Raw genomic sequence first — 20,594 nt, forward strand, 5'->3', positions numbered from 1 at the left:
ATGCGTACACACGGGGTTGCGGTCGGGTCACTCAGCGAATGCCGCCGAGGTCGCGCGGTTCGCGCCGTTCAGCGGTCATGGGCCGGCGCGGGCGCGGTACGGCGGTCGTCCTGGAGCACGGCGGTGCGCACGGAGCGCACCAGCAGGCCGGTGGCCGCCGCCAGTACGCAGATGGCTCCGCAGCCCGCGAAGAACGCGCCGATTCCCCAGTTGGCCGCGACGAGTCCGACGACGGGATAGAGCAGCGGGCTCAGGCCCAGGGTGCACAGGGTCATCACGGAGGTGACGCGGCCGAGATAGCGGGGGTCGGTCTCCTTCTGGAGGAGGGCGTTGCTGACCACCATGGCCACGCCGCTCGCCGTACCGAGCAGCGCTCCCAGCGCGATCGACAGCCCGGCGGTGGGTGCGTTGCCCGTCGCGACGACCAGTGCCGCCGTCAGCAACAGGGCGCAGGACATCGTGAGTCCGGCGCGCGGGACGCGGCTCAGAACGCTCAGCAGCAGGCTGGCGACCGCCCCGCCGACGCTGAACGCGCTGAGGATCCAGCCGGCCGCCGCCGTACCCCAGCCGCGTTCGTCGGCGAGGAGGACCAGACCGGTGCTGACCGGTCCGCTGAAGCACATCTCGCCGAGCCCGATGACGACGACGAGGGACGAGACGCGGCCGTTGGCGCGCAGATAGCGCAGGCCGTCGCGGAACTCCTGCCGGGGAGCCGTCACGACGTCGCGTACGCCCGCCCCGTCCTTGGGCTCGTCCTCCGGCTCGCCCGCGGGCGGCAACGGGCGGACGCGTACGGCCAGAAGCAGGACCAGGGACACGGTGAACAGCGCTCCGGCGACGCCGAAGGCCCCCGGCGAGCCGCTGACGGACAGCGCCACGGCGGCGAGCGGCGGGCCGACGGTGTTGCTCAGCCGGACGGACAGCAGGCGCAGCCCCTGCACCCGGGCGAGTTGATCGGTCGCCGCGATCCGTGGGGGCAGCGCCCCGACCGCCGGCATGAACAGCGCGTCCACGCAGCCGAAGACGACCGCCAGAGCGACCAGCATCCACAGCTCCGTACCGATGAGCCAGGCGGCGGTGGCGGCGGCGAGAATCACCGCGCAGCGCACGAGATCGCTGCCGATGACGACGCGGCGTGGCCCGAACCGGTCGGCGACGACGCCGCCCGCCAGCATGAGGACGGCGCGCGGTACGGCGCCCGCGGCGAGCACGACGCCTGCCTGGGCGGGACCGGACTCCTGGGTGACGGCCCAGGTCAGGGCGAGGAAGTAGACGATGTCGCCGGTCACGGAGGTGGTGTAGGCACCGAGCCAGCGCAGGACGTTCGGATCGCGGTAGGCGGGCGGCGGCCGTACGGGCGCGCCGGCCTCGGGTATCACAGCCGCGGGAACATCTGGAGCTGCACGGACACCGTCGCGGCCCCCGCCCGCTTCGCCGTTCCGGCGGCCGAACTCGCGCCACGTGTTCGGTACTTGTCGATCACGCCCACCAGCTCACGCTTCATCTCGTTGAGCTCGTCGGGTGTCAGATCCGCCGTGTAGTCGCTGAAGATCGAGGCATCGAACCAGTCGTCCGGGAACAGCGGAACGGCCTCGGCGAGCCTGCGCAGTCGGTCGCCGTAGGCGAGGACCACCGCGTTCGTGTACGCGCGGCTGCCCTGCCGCTCGTCCGGCGCCACGGCGGCGGGATCGTGGTGCGACCGCTGGTGACGGGCCCGCCACCAGCGGTCGCGCCGCGTACCGCGCTCCTGGTCCTCCTCGATGAGCCCCCCGGCCGCCAGCCGGCGCAGATGGTAACTGGCCGCCCCGGAGTCCAGCTCGAGCTCCTTGGCCAGCCTTCGCGCCGTGGAGGGCCCACGCTCCCGCAGCGCGTTCAGCATGACCAGACGCATGGGATGGGCCAGCACGCGCAGCGCCGCGGCGTCGAGCGTGATGTCGTGCTCCGGATCGGGGCCCAGCGGGTCGCCTGAGTCGGTCGTCGTCATAAGGAGAGCATAGATGCAGAACATCTCTTCGCGAAGAGATGTTCTGCATCTGGCGCTCCTAAGAAGGGGGGCGTCTGACCGCGCGCCTCAGCCCACCCGGTGCATCCACCCGTGGACGTCCTCGGTCCGGCCCGTCTGGATGTCCAGCAGCGCCTCGCGCAACCGCGACGTGACCTCCCCGGGCTCACCGCCCGACTGCGTCCACTCGCCGCCCGCCGACCTGACGAGCCCGACCGGGGTGATGACGGCCGCCGTACCGCACGCGAAGACCTCGGTGAGGGTGCCGTTCCGCGTGTCGCCCCGCCACTCGTCGATGGAGACCCGGCGCTCCTGAGAGGTGTAGCCGAGATCGCCGGCCAGCCTCAGCAGCGAGTCGCGGGTGATTCCGGCGAGCAGCGAGCCGGTCAGCTCGGGAGTGACGATCGTGTCCCCGTACACGAAGTACAGGTTCATCCCGCCCAGTTCCTCGACCCACTTGTGCTCCACGGCGTCCAGGTAGGCGACCTGGTCGCAGCCCTGCGCCGCCGCCTCGGCCTGCGCGAGCAGGGACGCCGCGTAGTTGCCGCCGGTCTTGGCGTCGCCCATGCCGCCCGGAACGGCCCGCACCCGGTTCTCGGAGAGCCAGATGGAGACGGGCTTCACACCGCCGGGGAAGTACGCGCCGGCCGGGGAGGCGATGACCAGGAACAGATACTCGTTCGCGGGCCGCACCCCGAGGCCGACCTCGGCCGCGATCATGAACGGCCGCAGATACAGCGACTCCTCGCCCCCGTGCGGCGGGACCCACGCCTGGTCCTGCTGGACCAGCGCGTCGCACGCCTCGATGAACGTCTCGACGGGCAGCTCGGGCATCGCCAGCCGGCGCGCGGAGCGCTGGAAGCGCTCGGCGTTGGCCTCGGGCCGGAAGGTCGCGACGGTGCCGTCGGGGCGGCGGTACGCCTTCAGCCCCTCGAAGATCTCCTGCCCGTAGTGCAGCGTCATGTTGGCCGGGTCGAGCGAGAGCGGCCCGTACGGGACGAGCTGCGCGTCGTGCCAGCCCCGGCCCTCCGTCCACCTGATGGTCACCATGTTGTCGGTGAAGTGGCGGCCGAATCCGGGGGCGGCCAGGATCGCCTCGCGCTGCGCGTCGGACAGCGGATTCGACGACGGCTTCAATGCGAGGGTGGGCAACGGTGTCGTGGGCGTGGTCATGAGTTCTTGTCCTTCACCGGTTGTGTGTGACGGACCGCGCTCACGCCGCTACAGGTACTAGGACGTCCGAGCTTTCCCTCATGCCGCGGCCCACGCCAATTATCGCGCGTGGCGGGACGGGGCATGAAACGGGGTGAATGCGGCCCTACGGATGATGGTGGCACCCGGTGGCCGCAAAGCACAGCCGCCGGGTGCGGTGACCCGGCGGCTGGAGGAGTCGTCGTCGGGTCAGTTCGCTACTCGTACGACGAGCGCGTCACCGATCTCGTCGGTCGTACGGGGCGCACCGCCGCGCTCGGCGAGGTCGGCCGCGACGGCCTCCTCGACACGGACGGCCTCGGCGTCGAAGCCGAGGTGCCGCAGCAGCAGTGCGACCGAGAGGATGGTGGCCGTGGGATCGGCCTTCCCCTGGCCCGCGATGTCCGGCGCCGAGCCGTGGACGGGCTCGAACATGGACGGGAACGCCCGGTCGGGGTTGATGTTCGCGGAGGCCGCCAGGCCGATGCCGCCGGTCACGGCAGCGGCGAGGTCGGTGAGGATGTCACCGAAGAGGTTGTCGGTGACGATCACGTCGAAGCGCTCGGGCTGGGTGACGAAGAAGATCGTCGCGGCGTCGACGTGCAGATAGTCGGTGGAGACGTCGGGATACTCCTGGCCGACCCGGTCGAAGATCCTCTTCCAGAGGTGGCCCGCGTAGACGAGGACGTTGTTCTTGTGGACCAGCGTCAGCTTCTTGCGGGGGCGGGAGTTGGCACGCTCGTACGCGTCGCGTACGACACGCTCCACGCCGTACGCCGTATTGAGGCTGACCTCGGTGGCCACCTCGGCGGGCGTATCGGTGCGCAGGGAACCGCCGTTGCCCGTGTACGGGCCCTCGGTGCCTTCGCGTACGACGACGAAGTCGATGTCCGGACGGCCGGCGAGCGGGGTGGCCTGGTTCGGGAACAGCTTCGACGGGCGCAGGTTGACGTAGTGGTCGAAGGCGAACCGCAGCTTCAGCAGCAGCCCCCGCTCCAGGATCCCGGACGGCACGGACGGGTCGCCGATGGCGCCGAGAAGGATCGCGTCGTGCGTCTTGAGCGCGGTCAGCTCCGCGTCCGGAAGGGTCTCTCCGGTACGGTGCCAGCGCCGGGCGCCGAGGTCGTACTCCTTGGTCTCCAGCTTCACATCCTGCGGGAGCACGGAGCCAAGGACTTTCAGGCCCTGGGCCACGACCTCCTGGCCGATGCCGTCACCGGGGATCACTGCGAGATTGATGCTGCGAGACATGACGGGCACCTTACTGCGCGTCCCAGTGCCTGACACGCGCGGTCCACGATTCGGACGGTCGCGTGTTTCGCACGGGGGTACGCGCAAGGCGTGGCGCGGGAGTTCGGTGTCGGGTACGACGTCCCGTACGGCGTGCGGCGTGAGTGACCGCCCCCGGCTCAGTGGCCGGTGGAGCCGCCGTTGTCCCTGCGGTCGAGGGCCCGCTGGAGCGCCGCCGCGGCGTTCTTGCGGTCGGACTCACTGCCGCGGGGGATGCGACGGACGCGGCGGACTGTCGTCTCGGCCATGGTGATCGACTCCTTGAGACAGGTGAGGCATACGGCCGGGGGAAGCCGTATGAGGCATCTGCGAGGCGCCGGATGGGCGGGGAGCACGCGCCGCAGGGGTTGCCTGCGTGGGGGCGATTGCTCACGTCCGCCGTTCGCTGGGTCGAGCGAGTCGTTCGGCTTCTACAAAGCTAAGCGAGCGGGGCCGTTCTGTCTCCACAGTTAGTCGGACGTCCTACTATCTGAGACGGCAACCTCGATCCGGCATAGCGACCTAGGTTGCATTCCTACCTAGGTGGTGGTGGAATACAGGCATGGCGGCAGACCGAAGATCAAGCTGGCTCAAGGGGGTTCTCGACCTCCTCGTCCTGTCCTGTCTCACCGACGGGGAGAGCTACGGGTACGAGATCTCCAAGGCCCTCGCCGGCGCCGGGCTCGGCGACATCAAGGGCGGGACGCTCTACCCCGTCCTCAACCGCCTCGAAGAGGCCGGACTGGTCGTCGGGGAGTTCCGGGCCGCCGAGCGCGGACCGGGGCGGCGCTACTACCGGCTGACGGACGAGGGCCGGCGCGGGCTCGCCGTCGAGAGCGGGAACTGGCTGGAGTTCCACACCACCGTGCAGAACATGCTGCGCACCGAGGGGGCGTCATGACCGACCCGAAGCGATCCACCACCGGGACCGGCTACTTCGAGCGACTGGCCGCCGTCCTGCGGGCCGGCGGCATGGCCGAGCGCGAGGTGACCGTCACCGTCACCGACCTGACCGCGTATCTGGCCGAAACGGGCTCCTTGGCGGAGGACGAGTTCGGGCCGGTCGACGACTTCGCCGCGCGGCTCACGGGCCGTGGTGACGGCGACAGCGGGCCCGAGGAGCCGGAGGCCACCGCCGAGACCTGGAAGTGGACCACCGACGTCTACAACGACCGCAGGCTGCTCAACGTCTACGGCGACCAGGGCTGGGAGGTCGAACGGCTGGACGCCTTCGGCCGCTTCGTGTGCCGCCGCACCGTCGGCGCGGCGCTGCGCTGGGAGTACCGGCGCGAGGTACTGATCGACCGCAAGCGCGACGTGGTGGAGTCGGAGCTGGCCCCGGACGGCTGGGAGCCGTGCGGGCAGTGGACGTACTACCTGTATCTCAAGCGGCCGAAGGCGGCGAGCGCGGGACCGGCGGCGACGGTCGCCACGCGGCCCGGGACGCCGCGGTTCAGCCTCTACTTCGGTAGGAAGACGCGCGTACTGCTGGCGGTGACGGCGGTGAGCGTGCTGATCCTGGCGTTCCTGTACGGCTCCGGGGCCGTGGAGTTCAACCTGGCGCTGTTCATCCCGATCGCCGTCGCGGTCGGGATCGCCGCCCAGTCCGGGGTCCGGAAGGACGTGGTCGAGGGAGTGGAGGACGAGGCGAAGGACGGGAAGGGGAAGGGCTGAGGGATGACGGGGCAGGGGGCACGGGGCGGCGGTGTACGGGGCCGGGCCCGCCACCTCGTCGGCTACAGCACGTCGCCGTCGCGCCAGTCGAAGATCAACGCGTCGTCGGCGGACGGCAGTTCGCGGTCGGGCACCGGCCAGAGATAGGTCGTCCCCTCCTCCTCCGGCAGCCGTACGACCCCGTCCGGGCTCAGCGCCGCGACCCGGCCCTGCCACAGGTGCCAGCCGCGCGAGCGGTAGAGCCGGGCGCCGGCGTCGGACGCGGACAGCGCGCCGATGTCGTACGCGCGGGCGATCACCCGCTCCAGTACCTCCATCACCCGGCCGCCGAGCCCGTCCCCGCGCCGGTCCGCGCGGACGCCGACCGCCTCGACGTAACCCACGCGGTACGACCGCCCCGCGTGCGTCAACCGGCGCTGGATCACGCTGCCGTGGGCGACGAGCGCGCCCGTGCCGTCCCGTACGAGGACATGGACGCCGCCGAGCCCGTGCGTCCAGTCCTCCTCACTGAAGTCCCCGTCGAAGGCGTCGTCCAGGAGGGCGTGGATCTCGCCGAGGGTCGCCGGGTCGAGCTCGAAGGTGTGGGCCGTGCGCAGCGGGTCTGACATGCGTCTCACTCTTTCAGGCCGGGCGCCCGCGCGCGTACTCAGTGCCCGGTTGAGTAGCTGCTCCATGTCGAAAAAAGGTGTCTGCCGCGACAGTTGGCGGCATGAACGGCCTTTACGCACTCAAGCCCTGGTACGCGTCCCGGCTCTCCGGAGTCCGGGCCGCTCTCGTGCGTCGCGAGGTGTCGCCCGACACGCTCACCGCGGCGGGTGTCGTCAGCGCGGCCGGTGCGGCGGCGGCCGTGGCCTGGCTGCCCGCCGGACCGCTCGCCGCACTCCCCGTCGCCGTCCTCCTCGCCGCCCGGCTGGCCTTCGCCAATCTCGACGGGGCGCTGGCCAGGGACACCGGCCGGACGACCCGGCGCGGCGCCGTCCTGAACGAACTCGGGGACCGCGCGGCCGACTTGGTCGTCCTGGCCGGCTTCGTCGCGCTGGCGCCGCTGTGGCTGGTCGCGGTGGCCGCCCTGGCGGCCACGCTCCCGTCCTGGGTGTCCCTCGCGGGTACGGCGGCGGGCGCGCCGCGCCGTAACGGTGGCCCCGTCGGCAAGACCGAACGGTGCCTGCTCGTCGTCATCGCCGCCGCGACCGGCTGGGCGGTGCCGGTGCTCGTCGTGATCGCGGCGGGCTCGGCGCTCACCGCGGTCGTGCGGTTCGGCTGGGTCTGGAGGAAGCTCGCATGAGCGCCGTCATGACCGCGGGCGAGGCCGTGGGGCGCGCCGTCCCCCTCGTCGCCGGGGCCCTCGGGGCGAGCGGGATCGCGGTGGCGGCGCTGCCGTCGCGGGTCACGGTGCGGTCGGAGCTGCGTAAACGGTGGCGGACGTGGGCGATCGCCGCGCCGGTGTTCCTCGGGGCGCTGCTCCTGGGCGCCGGGGGCGCGTTCGCGCTCGCCGCGGCGCTCGGGGTGACGGCGGTCGGTGAGTACGTACGCATGACGGGGCTGCCGCGCGCGGAGCACGCCGTGCTGGCCGTGGCCGCCGTCGTACTCCCGGCGCTGGCGTGGCTGGTGCCGGACGCGATGGACGCACGGGCGGTCGATCTGCGGGTGGTGGCGCTGCTCCTCGTGGCGGCGGCGCTGCCGGCGCTGCTGGCCGGTGACCACGAGCGGGGCTTCACCCGCTGCGCGCGCACCGTCTTCGCGCTGCTGTGGATTCCCCTCCCGCTCACCGGACTTGTGGTGCTCCAGGGCACGGCGGTCGCGGTCGGGCTGGCGGTGGCGCTCGGCGACGTCGGGGCGTGGTGCGGCGGTACGGCGCTGGGGCGCGTCGGCAAAGTAGCGCCGTCCGCCCGCGGGGCGGGGCCCGCGGCGGCTGGTGCGGTGCATCCCAAGGCGGAGGATCTCCCGCGTACTGGACGTACTCGGGAGACTCCGACAACGCCGGGGGTACCTCCCGTGCCCCCCTCGGGGGCTACGGGGGAGAAGTGCCGTCCAGGCGTCGCGGGCCGGGCGGGACTTCGCGGACGTGCCCCGGGGCGGTGTGGCCCGCTCGCCCGGCAACTGTCGCCCCTGTCCCCCAACAAGACGTGGGCGGGGGTGCTGGGCGCGGCGGGGGCGACCGCGCTCGCCCTGGTCGTCGTCGGGGCCTTCACGCCGCTGCTGTGGGCGGCGGTGCTGGCCGGGTGTGTACTCGGCGACCTGCTCGAATCCATGGTCAAGCGGGAGGCGGGCGTGAAGGACGCGGGCAGTTGGCTGCCGGGCTTCGGTGGGCTGCTCGACCGGATCGACTCCCTGCTGCTGGCTCTCCTGCTCGCGATGGTGGTGACGGCATGACCGCACGGATCGCTGCCCGTACGGCGGCTACGGCCCGTTCGAGGCCGCGACGGCTACGACGGCTGCGGGGGCTGCGGCGCCGCCCGACGGTCGTCGGCCACCGTCGGCGCGCGGGGGTGCGTTCGGACACAGGTTCGGGGGCGGGCGCGGCGGCTGTCGCGTTCACGGTCGGGCGGCCCGGCGACCGCTGCGAGCGTGGCACGGGGCGGCTTCGTCGGCGCGGGCGGCGCGACCGTGGGCTCGGGCGCGGGCATGGCCGGGGCGCCGTCTCCGGTCGCCGCAGCCCGGCACCGGCCCCCGCCGTATCGCCCTCGCGCCTCGGGGCGGTGCTGCGGCGCGCGCTGTGGTGGGTCGTCCTCACCGTCACCGGCGGCGTGCGGCGGCGGGGTCAACTGCCGCCCCGTGGGTGCGTGGTTGTGGCCAACCACTCCTCGCACGCGGACACCGCCGCGCTGCTGGCGGCGCTCGACGCCCGGCACCGGCCCGCCATCGGGGCCGCCGCCGACTACTGGTTCGCATCGCCCTGGCGACGGCGCGTCTGCCGGGTGCTGGCCGCGGGATTCCCCGTACGGCGCACCGGCGGCGGCATGGACGATCTGATGTCCATGGCGGACGGGCTGCGGGCCGGCCGCGCGGTGGTCCTGTTCCCCGAGGGCACGCGCGGGGCGGACGGCGCGGTCGGTGCCTTCCACCGTGGCGCCCTGGTGCTCGCGGAGCGCGCGGGCGTCCCGGTCGTGCCGGTGGGCATCGCGGGCACGGACCGACTGCTGCCCAAGCACGGGCGGCTGCGTCCCTCGCCGGTACGGGTGCGGATCGGCGCGCCGCTGCCGCCGGGGGCGACGCCGCAGGACGCGCGGGCGGCGGTCGCGGCGCTGCACGCCCGTACGGGTACGCGCCCGCCGCGCGACTCCCCCGTACGGCGCCGGGTGGCGGCGGTGGCCAGATCCCGCTGGGGACTCACGCTGGCGGTCGCCTGGGCCTTCGCCGAGGCGCTGAGCTGGCCGCTGATGCCCGAACTGCTGCTGGGCATCGTGTGCGTGGCCGTTCCCCGCGCGGCGCTGCGGCTCTCCATCGCCGCGCTCGCGGGCAGTCTGGCCGGCGGGCTGCTCGCCCTCCAACTCGCGAACACGGGGCTCCAGTTGCCCGCGCCGCTGACGACCGACCGGATGCGCGCCCAGGTACGGCACGAGCTGGCCGTCGAGTCGGCGGCCGCCGTACGCCACCAGCCGTGGAACGGCGTCCCGTTCAAGGTGTACGCCGCCGAGGCGGGCCGCGCCGGGGTACCGGCGGCCGACTGGCTGGCGGAGTCCGCGCGAGCGCGCGGCTCGCGGACCCTGACGGTCGGCGCGGCCTTCGGCGTACTCGGTCTGCTGCTGCACCGCCTGCGCCGGTACTACGGCGGGTACGTGGCCCTGCTGGGCGCCGGCTTCACCGCCGGACTGTCACTGATCGTGGCGGGCTGGAGCTGAGCACGGTCGCCCCTCCAGTTTCCGGGCCCGTCCGGGGGGCACCCGACGAACGATGGGGAGGGTGTCACATGAACGTACAGACGATGTCACTCAGAGGTCGTAGCAAGGGCCGCCAGGCGGCGAACAGTTCGGCCATGGACGCCGCGGCACGCTGGGGTTTCACCGCGCGCGGTGTGATCTACCTGCTGATCGGGCTGCTGGCACTCCAGATCGCCTTCGGCGGTGGTGGCAAGCAGGCCGACCGGGGTGGCGCGCTGGCCGAGATCGGCGAGAAGCCGATGGGTTCCTTCGTCCTGTGGGCACTGGGCGTCGGTCTCATCGGCATGTCCCTGTGGCGGCTGTCCGAGGCGCTGTTCGGCGCGGCGGGACCCGACGGCCACAGGGCGGGCAAGCGGCTCCTGTCGGCCGGGCGTTTCGTGTTCTACGGCTTCGTGGCCTACTCCGTCCTCAGCTTCGCCGCCGGGGACACGGGCGGTTCGTCGGGTGACCAGCAGTCGCGGGACATCACGGCCAGGGCGATGGAACTGCCCGCAGGCCGGTGGCTCGTCGGCGCCGCCGGTATCGCGATCCTGGCCGCCGGCCTGTGGATCGGGGTGCGCGCCGCGAAGCGGTCGTACCGCAAGCACCTCAAGCTCGGGCAGATGTCCCGCAAGGCGAAGCGGTACATCGACGTGACCGGGGTCGGCGGCGGTCTGGCGCGCGGACTGCTGTTCGCGGCGATCGGCTGGTTCGTGGTGAAGGCCGCCGTCGACTACGAGCCCGACAAGGCGAAGGGCTTCGACGCCACGCTGCGCTCGTTCACGGACACCCCGTTCGGTCCGTGGCTGCTCGTGCCGGTCGCGCTGGGCCTCGTTCTCTTCGGCCCGTTCTCGTTCGGTATGGCGCGCCACCGCAAAGTCTGAGCCCCCTGCCGATGCCGCCGCCCCCGCTTCGTAAAGAGGCGGGGGCGGCGGCGCGACCTCTTCAGGAGGAAGACACCGCCCCCGAACCGGGGTTGGGGCCGGCACGGGGGCGGGGGTTGTGGGGACGACGGACCCGGGGCGGCTCAGCCCATGTGCGGGTAGCGGTAGTCCGTCGGGGACACGAGCGATTCCTTGATCGCACGGGTCAGGGTCCACCGCATCAGGTTCTGCGGGGCGCCCGCCTTGTCGTTGGTGCCGGAGGCACGGCCGCCGCCGAAGGGCTGCTGGCCGACCACGGCGCCGGTCGACTTGTCGTTGATGTAGAAGTTGCCCGCGGCGTAGCGCAGCTTGGCCATCGCGTCGGCCGCCGCCGCGCGGTCACCCGCGATGACGGCGCCGGTCAGCGCGTACGCGGAGACGGACTCCATCTGCGCCAGCATCGCGTCGTAGTCCGCGTCGTCGTAGACGTGGACGGCGAGGATGGGGCCGAAGTACTCGGTCGTGAAGACCTCGTTGGCCGGGTCGGTGCAGGCGATGACCGTGGGGCGCACGAAGTAGCCGACGGAGTCGTCGTACGTGCCACCGGCGACGATCGTGCACGTCGGGTCGGCGGCGGCGCGGTCGATCGCGGCCTTGTTCTTCGCGAAGGCCCGCTCGTCGATGACGGCGCCGATGAAGTTCGACAGGTCGGTGACGTCGCCCATGGCGATGGCGTCGACCTCCGCCGCGAACTCCTCCTTGAAGCCGTCGTTCCAGATCGACGCCGGGACGTACGCGCGCGAGGACGCCGAGCACTTCTGGCCCTGGAACTCGAACGACCCTCGGGTCAGCGCCGTCTTGAGGACACCGCGGTCGGCGCTGGGGTGCGCCACGACGAAGTCCTTGCCACCGGTCTCGCCGACGATGCGCGGGTAGGAGCGGTACTTCTCGATGTTGCCGCCGACGGTCTTCCACAGATGCTGGAAGGTCTTCGTGGAGCCGGTGAAGTGAATGCCCGCCAGCTCGGGGTGGTTGAGCGCCACCTCGGACACGGCCAGCCCGTCACCGGTCACCAGGTTGATGACGCCCTTGGGCAGCCCCGCCTCTTCAAGAAGACTCATCAAGAGCACGGCGGCGTGGGTCTGCGTCGGCGACGGCTTCCAGACGACGACGTTGCCCATCAGCGCGGGCGCGGTCGGCAGATTGCCGGCGATCGCCGTGAAGTTGAAGGGCGTGATCGCGTAGACGAAGCCCTCGAGCGGCCGGTGGTCGAGCCGGTTCCACACGCCGGTGGAGTTGGCCACGGGCTGCTCGGCGAGGATGCCGCGCGCGTACGAGACGTTGAAGCGCCAGAAGTCGATCAGCTCGCACGGGGTGTCGATCTCGGCCTGCTGAATGGTCTTCGACTGACCGAGCATCGTGGAGGCGGCCAGCGTCTCGCGCCACGGTCCGGAAAGCAGCTCGGCGGCGCGCAGGATGATCGCGGCGCGGTCGTCGAAGGCCATGGCCCGCCAGCCGGGAGCGGCGGCGAGCGCGGCGTCCACGGCGTCCTGGGCGTCCTTCACGGTGGCGTTGCCGTACGTACCGAGGACGGCCTGGTGGTTGTGCGGCTGCACGACGTCGAAGCGCTCGCCGCCACCCATCCGCCGCTGGCCGCCGATGGTCATCGGCAGGTCGACGGGGTGGTCGGCCAGCTCCTTGAGCTTGGCTTCGAGGCGGGCGCGCTCCGGGGAACCGGGGGCGTAGCCGTGCACCGGCTCGTTGACCGGCGTGGGGACCTGGGTCACAGCGTCCATGGGTGCCGAATCTCCTTGATCAGTAGACGGTTTACGGTCGACGGTCGGGGCGGCCGGTCGGGGGACGGCCGGTCAGCCGCGGGTCGCGAGGGAACGCAGGAAGAAGGCGAGGTTGGCGGGCCGTTCGGCCAGCCGGCGCATGAAGTAGCCGTACCAGTCCGTGCCGTACGCGATGTAGACACGCACCCGGTGCCCGTCGGCGGCGAGACGGCGCTGCTCGGCCTCGCGGATGCCGTAGAGCATCTGGAACTCGTACGCGTCGGGCGTGCGTCCCGCATGTATCGCGAGTTCCTGGCCTATCGCGATCAGGCGCGGGTCGTGGGTCCCGATCATCGGGTGGCCGTCGCCCGCCATCAGGGTCTTGAGGCAGCGCACGTACGCCCTGTCGACGTCGCCCTTGTTCTGGTACGCGACGCGCGCGGGCTCCTTGTAGGCGCCCTTGACGAGCCGTACGCGCGAGCCCGCCGCCGCGAGCGCGCGGCAGTCGTCCTCCGTACGGAAGAGGTACGACTGGACGACGGCGCCCGTCTGCGGGAAGCGCTCGCGCAGCGTGGAGTGGATGGCGAGGGTCGAGTCGACGGTGGTGTGGTCCTCCATGTCGAGGGTCACGGTGGTGCCGATCTCGGTGGCGGCCTCCACGACGGTGGTGATGTTGCGCAGCGCCAGGTCGTGGCCGCCGCGCAGGGCCTGTCCGAAGGAGGAGAGCTTCACCGACATCTCCGCGCGGCCGCCGAGGCCCAGCGGCGCGAGGGATTCGATCAGCTTCAGATAGGCGTCGCGGGCGTGCAGCGCCTCGGCCGGGTCGGTGATGTCCTCGCCGAGGACGTCCATGGTCACCTCGAGGCCGCTGTCGGCCATGTCCTGGATGACGGGCGTCGTACCGTCGACGGTCTCGCCGGCGATGAAACGGTCCACGACGGGCCTGGTGACCGGCGCGGCCGAGACGACGCGCCGCATCGTGTCGCTGCGCGACGCGGCGAGAATCACGGGACCCAGCACAGGGCACCTCCACGGAAGAGAACGAGCAGGCCGCACGGGGCGCGAACGCCCGGCGACGGCACGGAGAACCACTGTGAAATCTAGGGATCGCTCCGATCCTGTGCCATCGACACCTGTCACGCATCCGTGGCCGGGATCTCAGACATATGTCTGAAGGCGGTGCGAGAATGAGTGGATGAAGGACGATTACCAGGAGCTGGTGGACGAGATCTCGGCGCTGCTCGGCATGCCGCTCACGCTGGAGAACCGGGACTTCGGGCTGATCGCCTTCGGGGTGCACGACAGCGACGACGCGGGCGTGATGGACCCCGTCAGGACGCGGTCGATCCTGACGCGCAAGTCCACCCCCGCGGTGCGCGCCTGGTTCGAGGGCTTCGGCATCACCCGCGCGACCGGCCCCGTCCGTATCCCCGCCGCGCCGGACGCCGGGGTCTTCCGGGGGCGGATCTGTCTGCCCGTACGGCACCGGGGCACGGTGCTCGGTTACGTATGGCTGCTGGACGACACCGGCCAGGGCCCCACGGACGACCGATTGGCGGCGGCCATGGAGGTGACGGGGCGGATCGGGGCGCTGCTCGCCGAGGAGGTGCGGGCGGGCACCGACCTGGCGCGCGAGTTCCGTGCCGTACTGACGGCGGAGCACGGCTGGCAGCGCGACATGGCCGTGGAGGCGCTGCGTACGGCGCTGGGGCCGGGCGGGGACGGGCCGCACGTGGTGCTGTGCGTCGCGCCGTGGCGGGGCGCCGACCCCACGGTGCGCGCGGTGGCCGGCACGGCGGCGCTGTGCACGCTGCCGGATCTGTCGCTGGCCGTTCTCGTACGGCTCCGGTCCCCCGACGCCCTGGGGCCCGCGCTGGCGGCCACGGAGCGGCTGCGCGACGCCGCGGGGCCGGAGGCCACCGCCGGGGCGGCGACGCCGCGCCGCGGCCTGGCGGAACTCCCGGACGCCTGGCACGAAGCGGTCTCGGCGGCCCGCGCGGCGGCGGCGCAGCCCCGGTTCGGCCCCGTCGCCCAGTGGCCGGAGATCGGCCCGTACCGGCTGCTGACGTCGCTGCCCCCGGTCACCGACCCGGCGGTGCGCCCGCTGCTGACGCCCGCGCACACGGACCTGACGCACACGGCGGAGGTCTACCTCGACCACGCGGGCCAGGCGGGCCGTACGGCGGCGCGACTGGGCATCCACCGCCAGACCCTCTACTACCGGCTGTCGCGTATCGAACAACTCACGGGCCTGGACCTGGCGGACGGCGAGGACCGGCTGCTGCTGCACATGGCGCTCAAGTCCGCCCGCCTGCGGTCCTGAACGCGACGGCCCCGCCGGGGACACGTTCGAGGGGCCAGGGAATCTCTCCCGGGCCCCTCGAAGTGTCCGATCCAGCCTGGTCGGCTCGGCCAGTCGGTCGGTCGGTGCGTCAGTGCGTCAGTCGGTCAGATCCACCGAGCGCGCCGAGTTCGCGCCGATCTCGTCGGAGATCTCGGCCAGCACCGCCGGCGGCACGCTGTCGTCCACGGACAGGACGACCAGCGCCTCGCCGCCCACCTCCGCCCGCGAGACCTGCATCCCCGCGATGTTCAGCCCCGCCTCGCCGAGGATCCGGCCGACGGTGCCGACGACGCCCGGACGGTCCTCGTACCGCAGGACCACCATGTGGTCGGCCAGCGACACATCGACGTCGTACTCACCGATCGCCACGATCTTCTGCAGATGCTTCGGACCGGCGAGCGTGCCGGACACCGACACCTCCTCGCCGCCCGAGAGCGTGCCCCGCACCGTGACCACGTTGCGGTGATCGGGCGACTCGCTCGACGTCGTGAGACGTACCTCGACGCCGCGCTCCTGCGCGAACAGCGGGGCGTTCACGTAACTCACCGTCTCGTCGACGACATCCTCGAACACGCCCTTCAGCGCGGACAGTTCGAGCACCTTCACATCATGCTGCGTGATCTCGCCGTAGACCTCGACATCGAGGCGTACGGCGACCTCGCCCGCCAGCGCCGTGAAGATCCGGCCGAGCTTCTCGGCGAGCGGCAGCCCCGGCCGTACGTCCTCGGCGATGACCCCGCCCTGGACGTTGACCGCGTCGGGCACCAGCTCACCGGCGAGCGCGAGGCGCACCGACCTGGCGACCGACACACCCGCCTTCTCCTGCGCCTCGTCCGTCGACGCGCCGAGGTGCGGGGTGCAGACGACCTGGTCGAACTGGAACAGCGGGGAGTCCGTGCAGGGCTCCTTCGCGTACACGTCCAGACCGGCGCCCGCGACGCGGCCCTCCTTGAGCGCGGAGGCCAGCGCCTCCTCGTCCACGATCCCGCCGCGCGCGGCGTTGACGATCCGCACCGTCGGCTTGACCTTGTGCAGCGCGTCGTCGCCGATCAGACCCAGCGTCTCGGGGGTCTTCGGCAGATGCACGGTGATGAAGTCCGACACCTCCAGCAGCTCGTCCAGGGAGAGCAGCTTGACGCCCATCTGCGCGGCTCGCGCGGGCTGTACGTAGGGGTCGTACGCGACGATCTTCATACCGAACGCCGACATGCGCTGCGCGACCAGGACACCGATGCGGCCGAGGCCGACGACGCCGAGCGTCTTCTCGCTCAGCTCGACGCCGGTGTACTTGCTGCGCTTCCACTCGCCGTTCTTCAAGGCGGTGTTGGCCTGCGGGATGTTGCGCGCGGTGGCGACCAGCAGACCGCAGGCCAGCTCGGCGGCGGTGACGATGTTCGACGTGGGCGCGTTGACGACCATCACGCCGGCCTTGGTGGCGGCGGAGACGTCGACGTTGTCGAGGCCGACACCGGCGCGGGCGACGACCCTCAGCTTCTTCGCCGCGGCCACGGCCTCGGCGTCGACCTTGGTCGCCGAGCGGACGAGGATCGCGTCCACGTCGGCGATGGCGGGCAGCAGTTCGGCGCGGTCGGCGCCGTTGCAGTGCCTGATCTCGAAGTCCGGGCCGAGCGCGTCGACAGTGGCGGGCGACAGCTCTTCGGCGATGAGTACAACCGGCTTTTGATTGGAACGCGAGCTCACGTGGGTCCTCACAAGTCCATTGCGGACGGCCGTCCCGACGGCCGCAGGCGGCGGAGGGTGCCAGGCCCTGGTCCGGGCCTGATCGCGTGGAAGACGCACGACATTGTGGGCCTGACGCGGATGTATGCAGCAGTGTAGTGGTGCGTTCGGCGGGGGTTTCCCGCCTCGGCGGGCAGATCACCCGTACGTGGCCGGGCCCCGCCGCAAGCGCTTACCGGCGGCCCGTCGAAGTGCGGGCCCCGGTGCCGGCCGCGGTGCCGGGCCCGCACTTCAGGCCCGGCACCGCGAACGACTCAGACGTCTCAGACGTCGTCGTTGTCGACCCAGCTCATCAGCTTGCGCAGCTCGCGGCCCGTGCTCTCCAGCAGCGAGTCGCTGTCGGCCTTCTTGTACTCGTTGTACTTCTTCAGACCGCCGTGGTACTCGTCCATCCAGTTCCGCGCGAACGTGCCGTCCTGGATCTCGGCGAGGACCTTCTTCATCTCGGCCTTGGTCTGGTCGGTGATGATCCGCGGGCCGGTGACGTAGTCGCCCCACTCGGCGGTCTCGGAGACCGACCAGCGCATCTTGTCCAGGCCGCCCTCGTACATCAGGTCCACGATCAGCTTCAGCTCGTGAAGGCACTCGAAGTACGCGATCTCCGGCTGGTATCCGGCCTCGACCAGCGTCTCGAAGCCGGCCTTGACCAGCGCGGACGTACCGCCGCACAGAACGACCTGCTCACCGAAGAGGTCGGTCTCGGTCTCCTCGCTGAAGGTCGTCTTGATGACACCGGCGCGCGTGCCGCCGATGCCCTTCGCGTAACTCAGCGCCAGCTCGAAACCCTTGCCGGTGGCGTCCTGTTCGACGGCCGCGATACACGGCACGCCGCGGCCCTCCTCGTACTGACGGCGCACCAGATGGCCGGGGCCCTTCGGGGCGACCATGGCGACGTCGATACCGGCGGGCGGCTTGATGAAGCCGAAGCGGATGTTGAGACCGTGTCCGAAGAAGAGCGCGTCGCCGTCCTTCAGGTTGTCCTTGATGGACTCCTCGTAGACCTGCGCCTGGATCGGGTCCGGCACCAGGATCATGATGACGTCGGCCTCGGTGGCCGCCTCGGCGGGCGTCACCACGCGCAGGCCCTGTTCCTCGGCCTTCGCCCTGGACTTGGAACCCTCGTGCAGGCCGACCCGGACGTCGACACCCGAGTCACGCAGCGACAGCGCGTGGGCGTGGCCCTGGCTGCCGTAGCCGATGACCGCGACCTTGCGGCTCTGGATGATGGACAGGTCGGCATCGTCGTCGTAGAACAGCTCGGCCACTGGGTCTTCTCCTTGGTGTGCAAACTGGGGTGTCGCTGTGTGCGCCCCACCGTACGGCGGGGCGGGTAAAGGCCGTCTCACGGTCTCGGCATACGAACCGGGATGCTGTACGGCTCCGAGGGCCCGGCTCCGCGCCGCGCCCGAAGTGGCTTACGCGCTGCGGTCGAGCGCCCGCAGGCTGCGGTCCGTGATGGACCGCGCGCCACGCCCTATGGCGATCGTGCCGGACTGGACCAGCTCCTTGATGCCGAACTGCTCCAGCATCTTCAGCATCGCGTCGAGCTTGTCACTCGATCCGGTGGCCTCGATGGTGACCGCCTCGGGTGAGACGTCCACGGTCTTGGCGCGAAAGAGCTGCACGATCTCGACGATCTGGGAGCGGGTCTCGTTGTCGGCGCGGACCTTCACCAGGACGAGCTCGCGCTGGATCGCGGCGCCGGGCTCGAGTTCGACGATCTTCAGGACGTTGATCAGCTTGTTGAGCTGCTTCGTCACCTGTTCGAGCGGCAGGTCCTCGACATTGACCACGATGGTGATGCGGGAGATGTCGGGGTGCTCGGTGACACCCACCGCGAGTGAGTCGATGTTGAAACCGCGCCGGGAGAACAGCGCGGCGATCCTGGCCAGGATGCCGGGGGTGTTCTCCACCAGGACGGAGAGGGTGTGCTTGGAAGACATTTTCGTCGTTCTTTCTCTCGCTCTCGGCATCCGGCTCAGTCGTCCAGGCTGTCGCCGAAGTCGGGGCGCACACCCCGGGCGGCCAGGACCTCGTCGTTGGAGGTGCCCGCGGCGACCATCGGCCAGACCTGGGCGTCCTCGTGGACGATGAAGTCGACCACCACGGGGCGGTCGTTGATGGAGTTGGCCTTGGCGATCACGGCGTCCAGCTCGTCCGGGGACTCGCAGCGCATCGCGACGCAGCCCATCGCCTCGGAGAGCTTCACGAAGTCCGGGATACGGGTGCCGCCGTTGGGCTTCGCGTCGTCCGCGCGGCCCGAGCCCTCGAAGGAGCCGCCGGAGGCGACGTCGGGGCCGCTGTGCAGGACGGTGTTGGAGTAGCGCTGGTTGTAGAACAGGGTCTGCCACTGGCGGACCATGCCCAGCGCCCCGTTGTTGATGATCGCGACCTTGATGGGGATGTTGTTGAGGGCGCAGGTGACCAGTTCCTGATTGGTCATCTGGAAGCACCCGTCGCCGTCGATCGCCCACACGGTGCGGTCGGGCTGCCCGGCCTTGGCGCCCATCGCGGCCGGGACCGCGTAGCCCATCGTGCCCGCGCCGCCGGAGTTGAGCCATGTCGCGGGCTGCTCGTAGTCGATGAAGTGGGCGGCCCACATCTGGTGCTGGCCGACGCCCGCCGCGTAGATCGTGTCGTCCGGGGCGAGTTGGCCGATGCGCTGGATGACGTGCTGCGGGGAGAGACTGCCGTCGGCCGGCTGGTCGAAGCCGAGGGGGTACGTCTCGCGCCAGCGGCTGAGGTCGCGCCACCAGGCGCTGTAGTCACCGACGTTGCCCTCGGTGTGCTCGGCCTGGACCGCCTGGACGAGGTCGGCCAGGACCTCGCGGGCGTCGCCGACGATCGGCACGTCGGCCGCGCGGTTCTTGCCGATCTCGGCGGGGTCGACGTCGGCGTGGACGATCTTCGCGTACGGGGCGAAGCTGTCCAGCTTGCCGGTGACACGGTCGTCGAAGCGGGCTCCGAGGGCGACGATCAGGTCGGCCTTCTGCAGCGCGGTGACGGCGGTGACCGCACCGTGCATGCCCGGCATTCCCACGTGCAGCGGGTGGCTGTCGGGGAACGCGCCCAGCGCCATCAGGGTGGTGGTGACGGGGGCGTTGGTCAGTTCGGCGAGAACGCGCAGTTCGGCGGTGGCACCGGCTTTGATGACGCCGCCGCCGACGTACAGCACCGGCCGCTTGGCGTGGGTGATCAGCTTCGCCGCCTCGCGGATCTGCTTGGCGTGCGGCTTCGTGACCGGCCGGTAGCCGGGCAGTTCCTGGGTGGGTGGCCAACTGAAGGTGGTCTTCGCCTGGAGGGCGTCCTTGGCGATGTCGACCAGGACGGGGCCGGGGCGGCCCGTGGCGGCGATGTGGAACGCCTCGGCGATGGTGCGCGGGATGTCCTCGGCCTTGGTGACCAGGAAGTTGTGTTTGGTGATCGGCATCGTGATGCCGCAGATGTCCGCCTCCTGGAAGGCGTCCGTGCCGATCGCCTTGCTCGCGACCTGGCCGGTGATCGCGACGAGCGGCACGGAGTCCATGTGCGCGTCGGCGATCGGGGTGACCAGGTTGGTGGCGCCGGGTCCCGAGGTGGCCATGCAGACGCCGACCTTGCCGGTGGCCTGCGCGTAGCCGGTGGCCGCGTGGCCGGCGCCCTGCTCGTGGCGGACGAGGATGTGACGGACCCGGGTGGAGTCCATCATCGGGTCGTAGGCGGGGAGGATGGCGCCGCCGGGGATGCCGAATACCGTCTCGGCCCCCACTTCCTCAAGAGAGCGGATGAGGGACTGCGCGCCCGTGACGTGCTCAACGGTGGCGGACGAGGGTCCGCCGTTACGGGCGCGCGGCGTCGGGTGGGCCCCGGTGGCCTGCTCGGTCATCGTCAGTCTCT

The 20,594-nt window shown here is 71.3% G+C and carries 19 protein-coding genes; 7 read left to right on the forward strand and 12 right to left on the reverse strand.

The annotated features are described in order from the left end of the window. Positions 1 to 68: 68 nt before the first annotated feature. The 5 genes from OG329_RS10655 to OG329_RS10675 form a co-directional block, all read right to left on the reverse strand. On the reverse strand, positions 69 to 1,379 hold the full coding sequence (locus tag OG329_RS10655) for an MFS transporter (RefSeq protein WP_405794390.1): 1,311 nt from the start codon (positions 1,377 to 1,379) through the stop codon (positions 69 to 71). Continuing rightward, on the reverse strand, positions 1,376 to 1,984 hold the full coding sequence (locus tag OG329_RS10660) for a helix-turn-helix domain-containing protein (RefSeq protein WP_405794391.1): 609 nt from the start codon (positions 1,982 to 1,984) through the stop codon (positions 1,376 to 1,378). Before OG329_RS10660 ends, OG329_RS10655 begins: the two co-directional genes overlap by 4 nt. 87 nt (positions 1,985 to 2,071) lie before the next feature. After that, positions 2,072 to 3,175 (reverse strand): branched-chain amino acid aminotransferase, encoded by a 1,104-nt coding sequence (locus OG329_RS10665; RefSeq protein ID WP_405794393.1) that lies wholly within the window; start codon positions 3,173 to 3,175, stop codon positions 2,072 to 2,074. 228 nt (positions 3,176 to 3,403) lie between these two features. Next, positions 3,404 to 4,444, reverse strand: coding sequence for a 3-isopropylmalate dehydrogenase (locus OG329_RS10670; RefSeq protein WP_405794395.1), 1,041 nt, complete (start codon positions 4,442 to 4,444; stop codon positions 3,404 to 3,406). Between the two features lie 158 nt (positions 4,445 to 4,602). Then, complete coding sequence (locus tag OG329_RS10675) at positions 4,603 to 4,731, reverse strand: hypothetical protein (protein ID WP_405794397.1); 129 nt, start codon at positions 4,729 to 4,731, stop codon at positions 4,603 to 4,605. Positions 4,732 to 5,024: 293 nt separating this feature from the next. On the opposite strand from OG329_RS10675, the gene OG329_RS10680 reads away from it, so the two are divergent. Both OG329_RS10680 and OG329_RS10685 read left to right on the forward strand, forming a co-directional pair. Then, positions 5,025 to 5,363, forward strand: a complete 339-nt coding sequence (locus OG329_RS10680) for a PadR family transcriptional regulator (RefSeq protein WP_405794398.1) — start codon at positions 5,025 to 5,027, stop codon at positions 5,361 to 5,363. After that, entirely contained in the window at positions 5,360 to 6,136 is a 777-nt protein-coding gene (locus OG329_RS10685) for a hypothetical protein (protein WP_405794400.1), read from the forward strand. The genes OG329_RS10680 and OG329_RS10685 overlap by 4 nt, the downstream gene beginning before the upstream one ends. Before the next feature lie 62 nt (positions 6,137 to 6,198). Here the strand turns inward: OG329_RS10685 and OG329_RS10690 are convergent, their stop codons facing one another. Beyond that, a complete protein-coding gene (locus OG329_RS10690; RefSeq protein ID WP_405794402.1) occupies positions 6,199 to 6,744 on the reverse strand; it encodes a GNAT family N-acetyltransferase in 546 nt (181 codons plus the stop codon). 101 nt (positions 6,745 to 6,845) lie between these two features. On the opposite strand from OG329_RS10690, the gene OG329_RS10695 reads away from it, so the two are divergent. The 4 genes from OG329_RS10695 (at position 6,846) to OG329_RS10710 (ending at position 10,880) form a co-directional block, all read left to right on the forward strand. After that, positions 6,846 to 7,421, forward strand: coding sequence for a CDP-alcohol phosphatidyltransferase family protein (locus OG329_RS10695; RefSeq protein ID WP_405794404.1), 576 nt, complete (start codon positions 6,846 to 6,848; stop codon positions 7,419 to 7,421). Next, positions 7,418 to 8,509, forward strand: coding sequence for a phosphatidate cytidylyltransferase (locus OG329_RS10700; RefSeq protein ID WP_405794405.1), 1,092 nt, complete (start codon positions 7,418 to 7,420; stop codon positions 8,507 to 8,509). Before OG329_RS10695 ends, OG329_RS10700 begins: the two co-directional genes overlap by 4 nt. Next, positions 8,506 to 9,978: a lysophospholipid acyltransferase family protein gene (locus OG329_RS10705; RefSeq protein WP_405794407.1), complete on the forward strand. Its 1,473-nt coding sequence runs from the start codon at positions 8,506 to 8,508 to the stop codon at positions 9,976 to 9,978. Before OG329_RS10700 ends, OG329_RS10705 begins: the two co-directional genes overlap by 4 nt. A 68-nt stretch (positions 9,979 to 10,046) precedes the next feature. Continuing rightward, positions 10,047 to 10,880, forward strand: coding sequence for a DUF1206 domain-containing protein (locus OG329_RS10710; protein ID WP_405794408.1), 834 nt, complete (start codon positions 10,047 to 10,049; stop codon positions 10,878 to 10,880). Between the two features lie 143 nt (positions 10,881 to 11,023). Here OG329_RS10710 and pruA read toward each other — a convergent pair whose 3' ends face one another. Next, on the reverse strand, positions 11,024 to 12,655 hold the full coding sequence (gene pruA, locus OG329_RS10715; RefSeq protein WP_405794410.1) for an L-glutamate gamma-semialdehyde dehydrogenase: 1,632 nt from the start codon (positions 12,653 to 12,655) through the stop codon (positions 11,024 to 11,026). Positions 12,656 to 12,727: 72 nt separating this feature from the next. Further along, entirely contained in the window at positions 12,728 to 13,654 is a 927-nt protein-coding gene (locus OG329_RS10720) for a proline dehydrogenase family protein (RefSeq protein ID WP_405794411.1), read from the reverse strand. Between the two features lie 175 nt (positions 13,655 to 13,829). Between OG329_RS10720 and OG329_RS10725 the strand changes: the two genes are divergently transcribed. Further along, positions 13,830 to 14,957: a PucR family transcriptional regulator gene (locus OG329_RS10725; protein WP_405794413.1), complete on the forward strand. Its 1,128-nt coding sequence runs from the start codon at positions 13,830 to 13,832 to the stop codon at positions 14,955 to 14,957. Positions 14,958 to 15,074: 117 nt separating this feature from the next. On the opposite strand, the gene serA is transcribed toward OG329_RS10725, so the two are convergent. The 4 genes from serA to OG329_RS10745 all read right to left on the reverse strand — a co-directional run bounded on the left by serA (position 15,075) and on the right by OG329_RS10745 (position 20,583). Next, positions 15,075 to 16,679 (reverse strand): phosphoglycerate dehydrogenase, encoded by a 1,605-nt coding sequence (serA, locus tag OG329_RS10730; RefSeq protein ID WP_405794415.1) that lies wholly within the window; start codon positions 16,677 to 16,679, stop codon positions 15,075 to 15,077. 302 nt (positions 16,680 to 16,981) lie between these two features. Continuing rightward, on the reverse strand, positions 16,982 to 17,983 hold the full coding sequence (ilvC, locus tag OG329_RS10735; protein ID WP_405794417.1) for a ketol-acid reductoisomerase: 1,002 nt from the start codon (positions 17,981 to 17,983) through the stop codon (positions 16,982 to 16,984). Between the two features lie 150 nt (positions 17,984 to 18,133). Continuing rightward, positions 18,134 to 18,661, reverse strand: a complete 528-nt coding sequence (gene ilvN / locus OG329_RS10740; RefSeq protein ID WP_078074922.1) for an acetolactate synthase small subunit — start codon at positions 18,659 to 18,661, stop codon at positions 18,134 to 18,136. Positions 18,662 to 18,696: 35 nt separating this feature from the next. Further along, positions 18,697 to 20,583: an acetolactate synthase large subunit gene (locus OG329_RS10745; protein WP_405794418.1), complete on the reverse strand. Its 1,887-nt coding sequence runs from the start codon at positions 20,581 to 20,583 to the stop codon at positions 18,697 to 18,699. Positions 20,584 to 20,594 lie beyond the last annotated feature (11 nt).

This window comes from Streptomyces sp. NBC_01506 (assembly GCF_045040295.1).
Classification (GTDB): domain Bacteria; phylum Actinomycetota; class Actinomycetes; order Streptomycetales; family Streptomycetaceae; genus Streptomyces.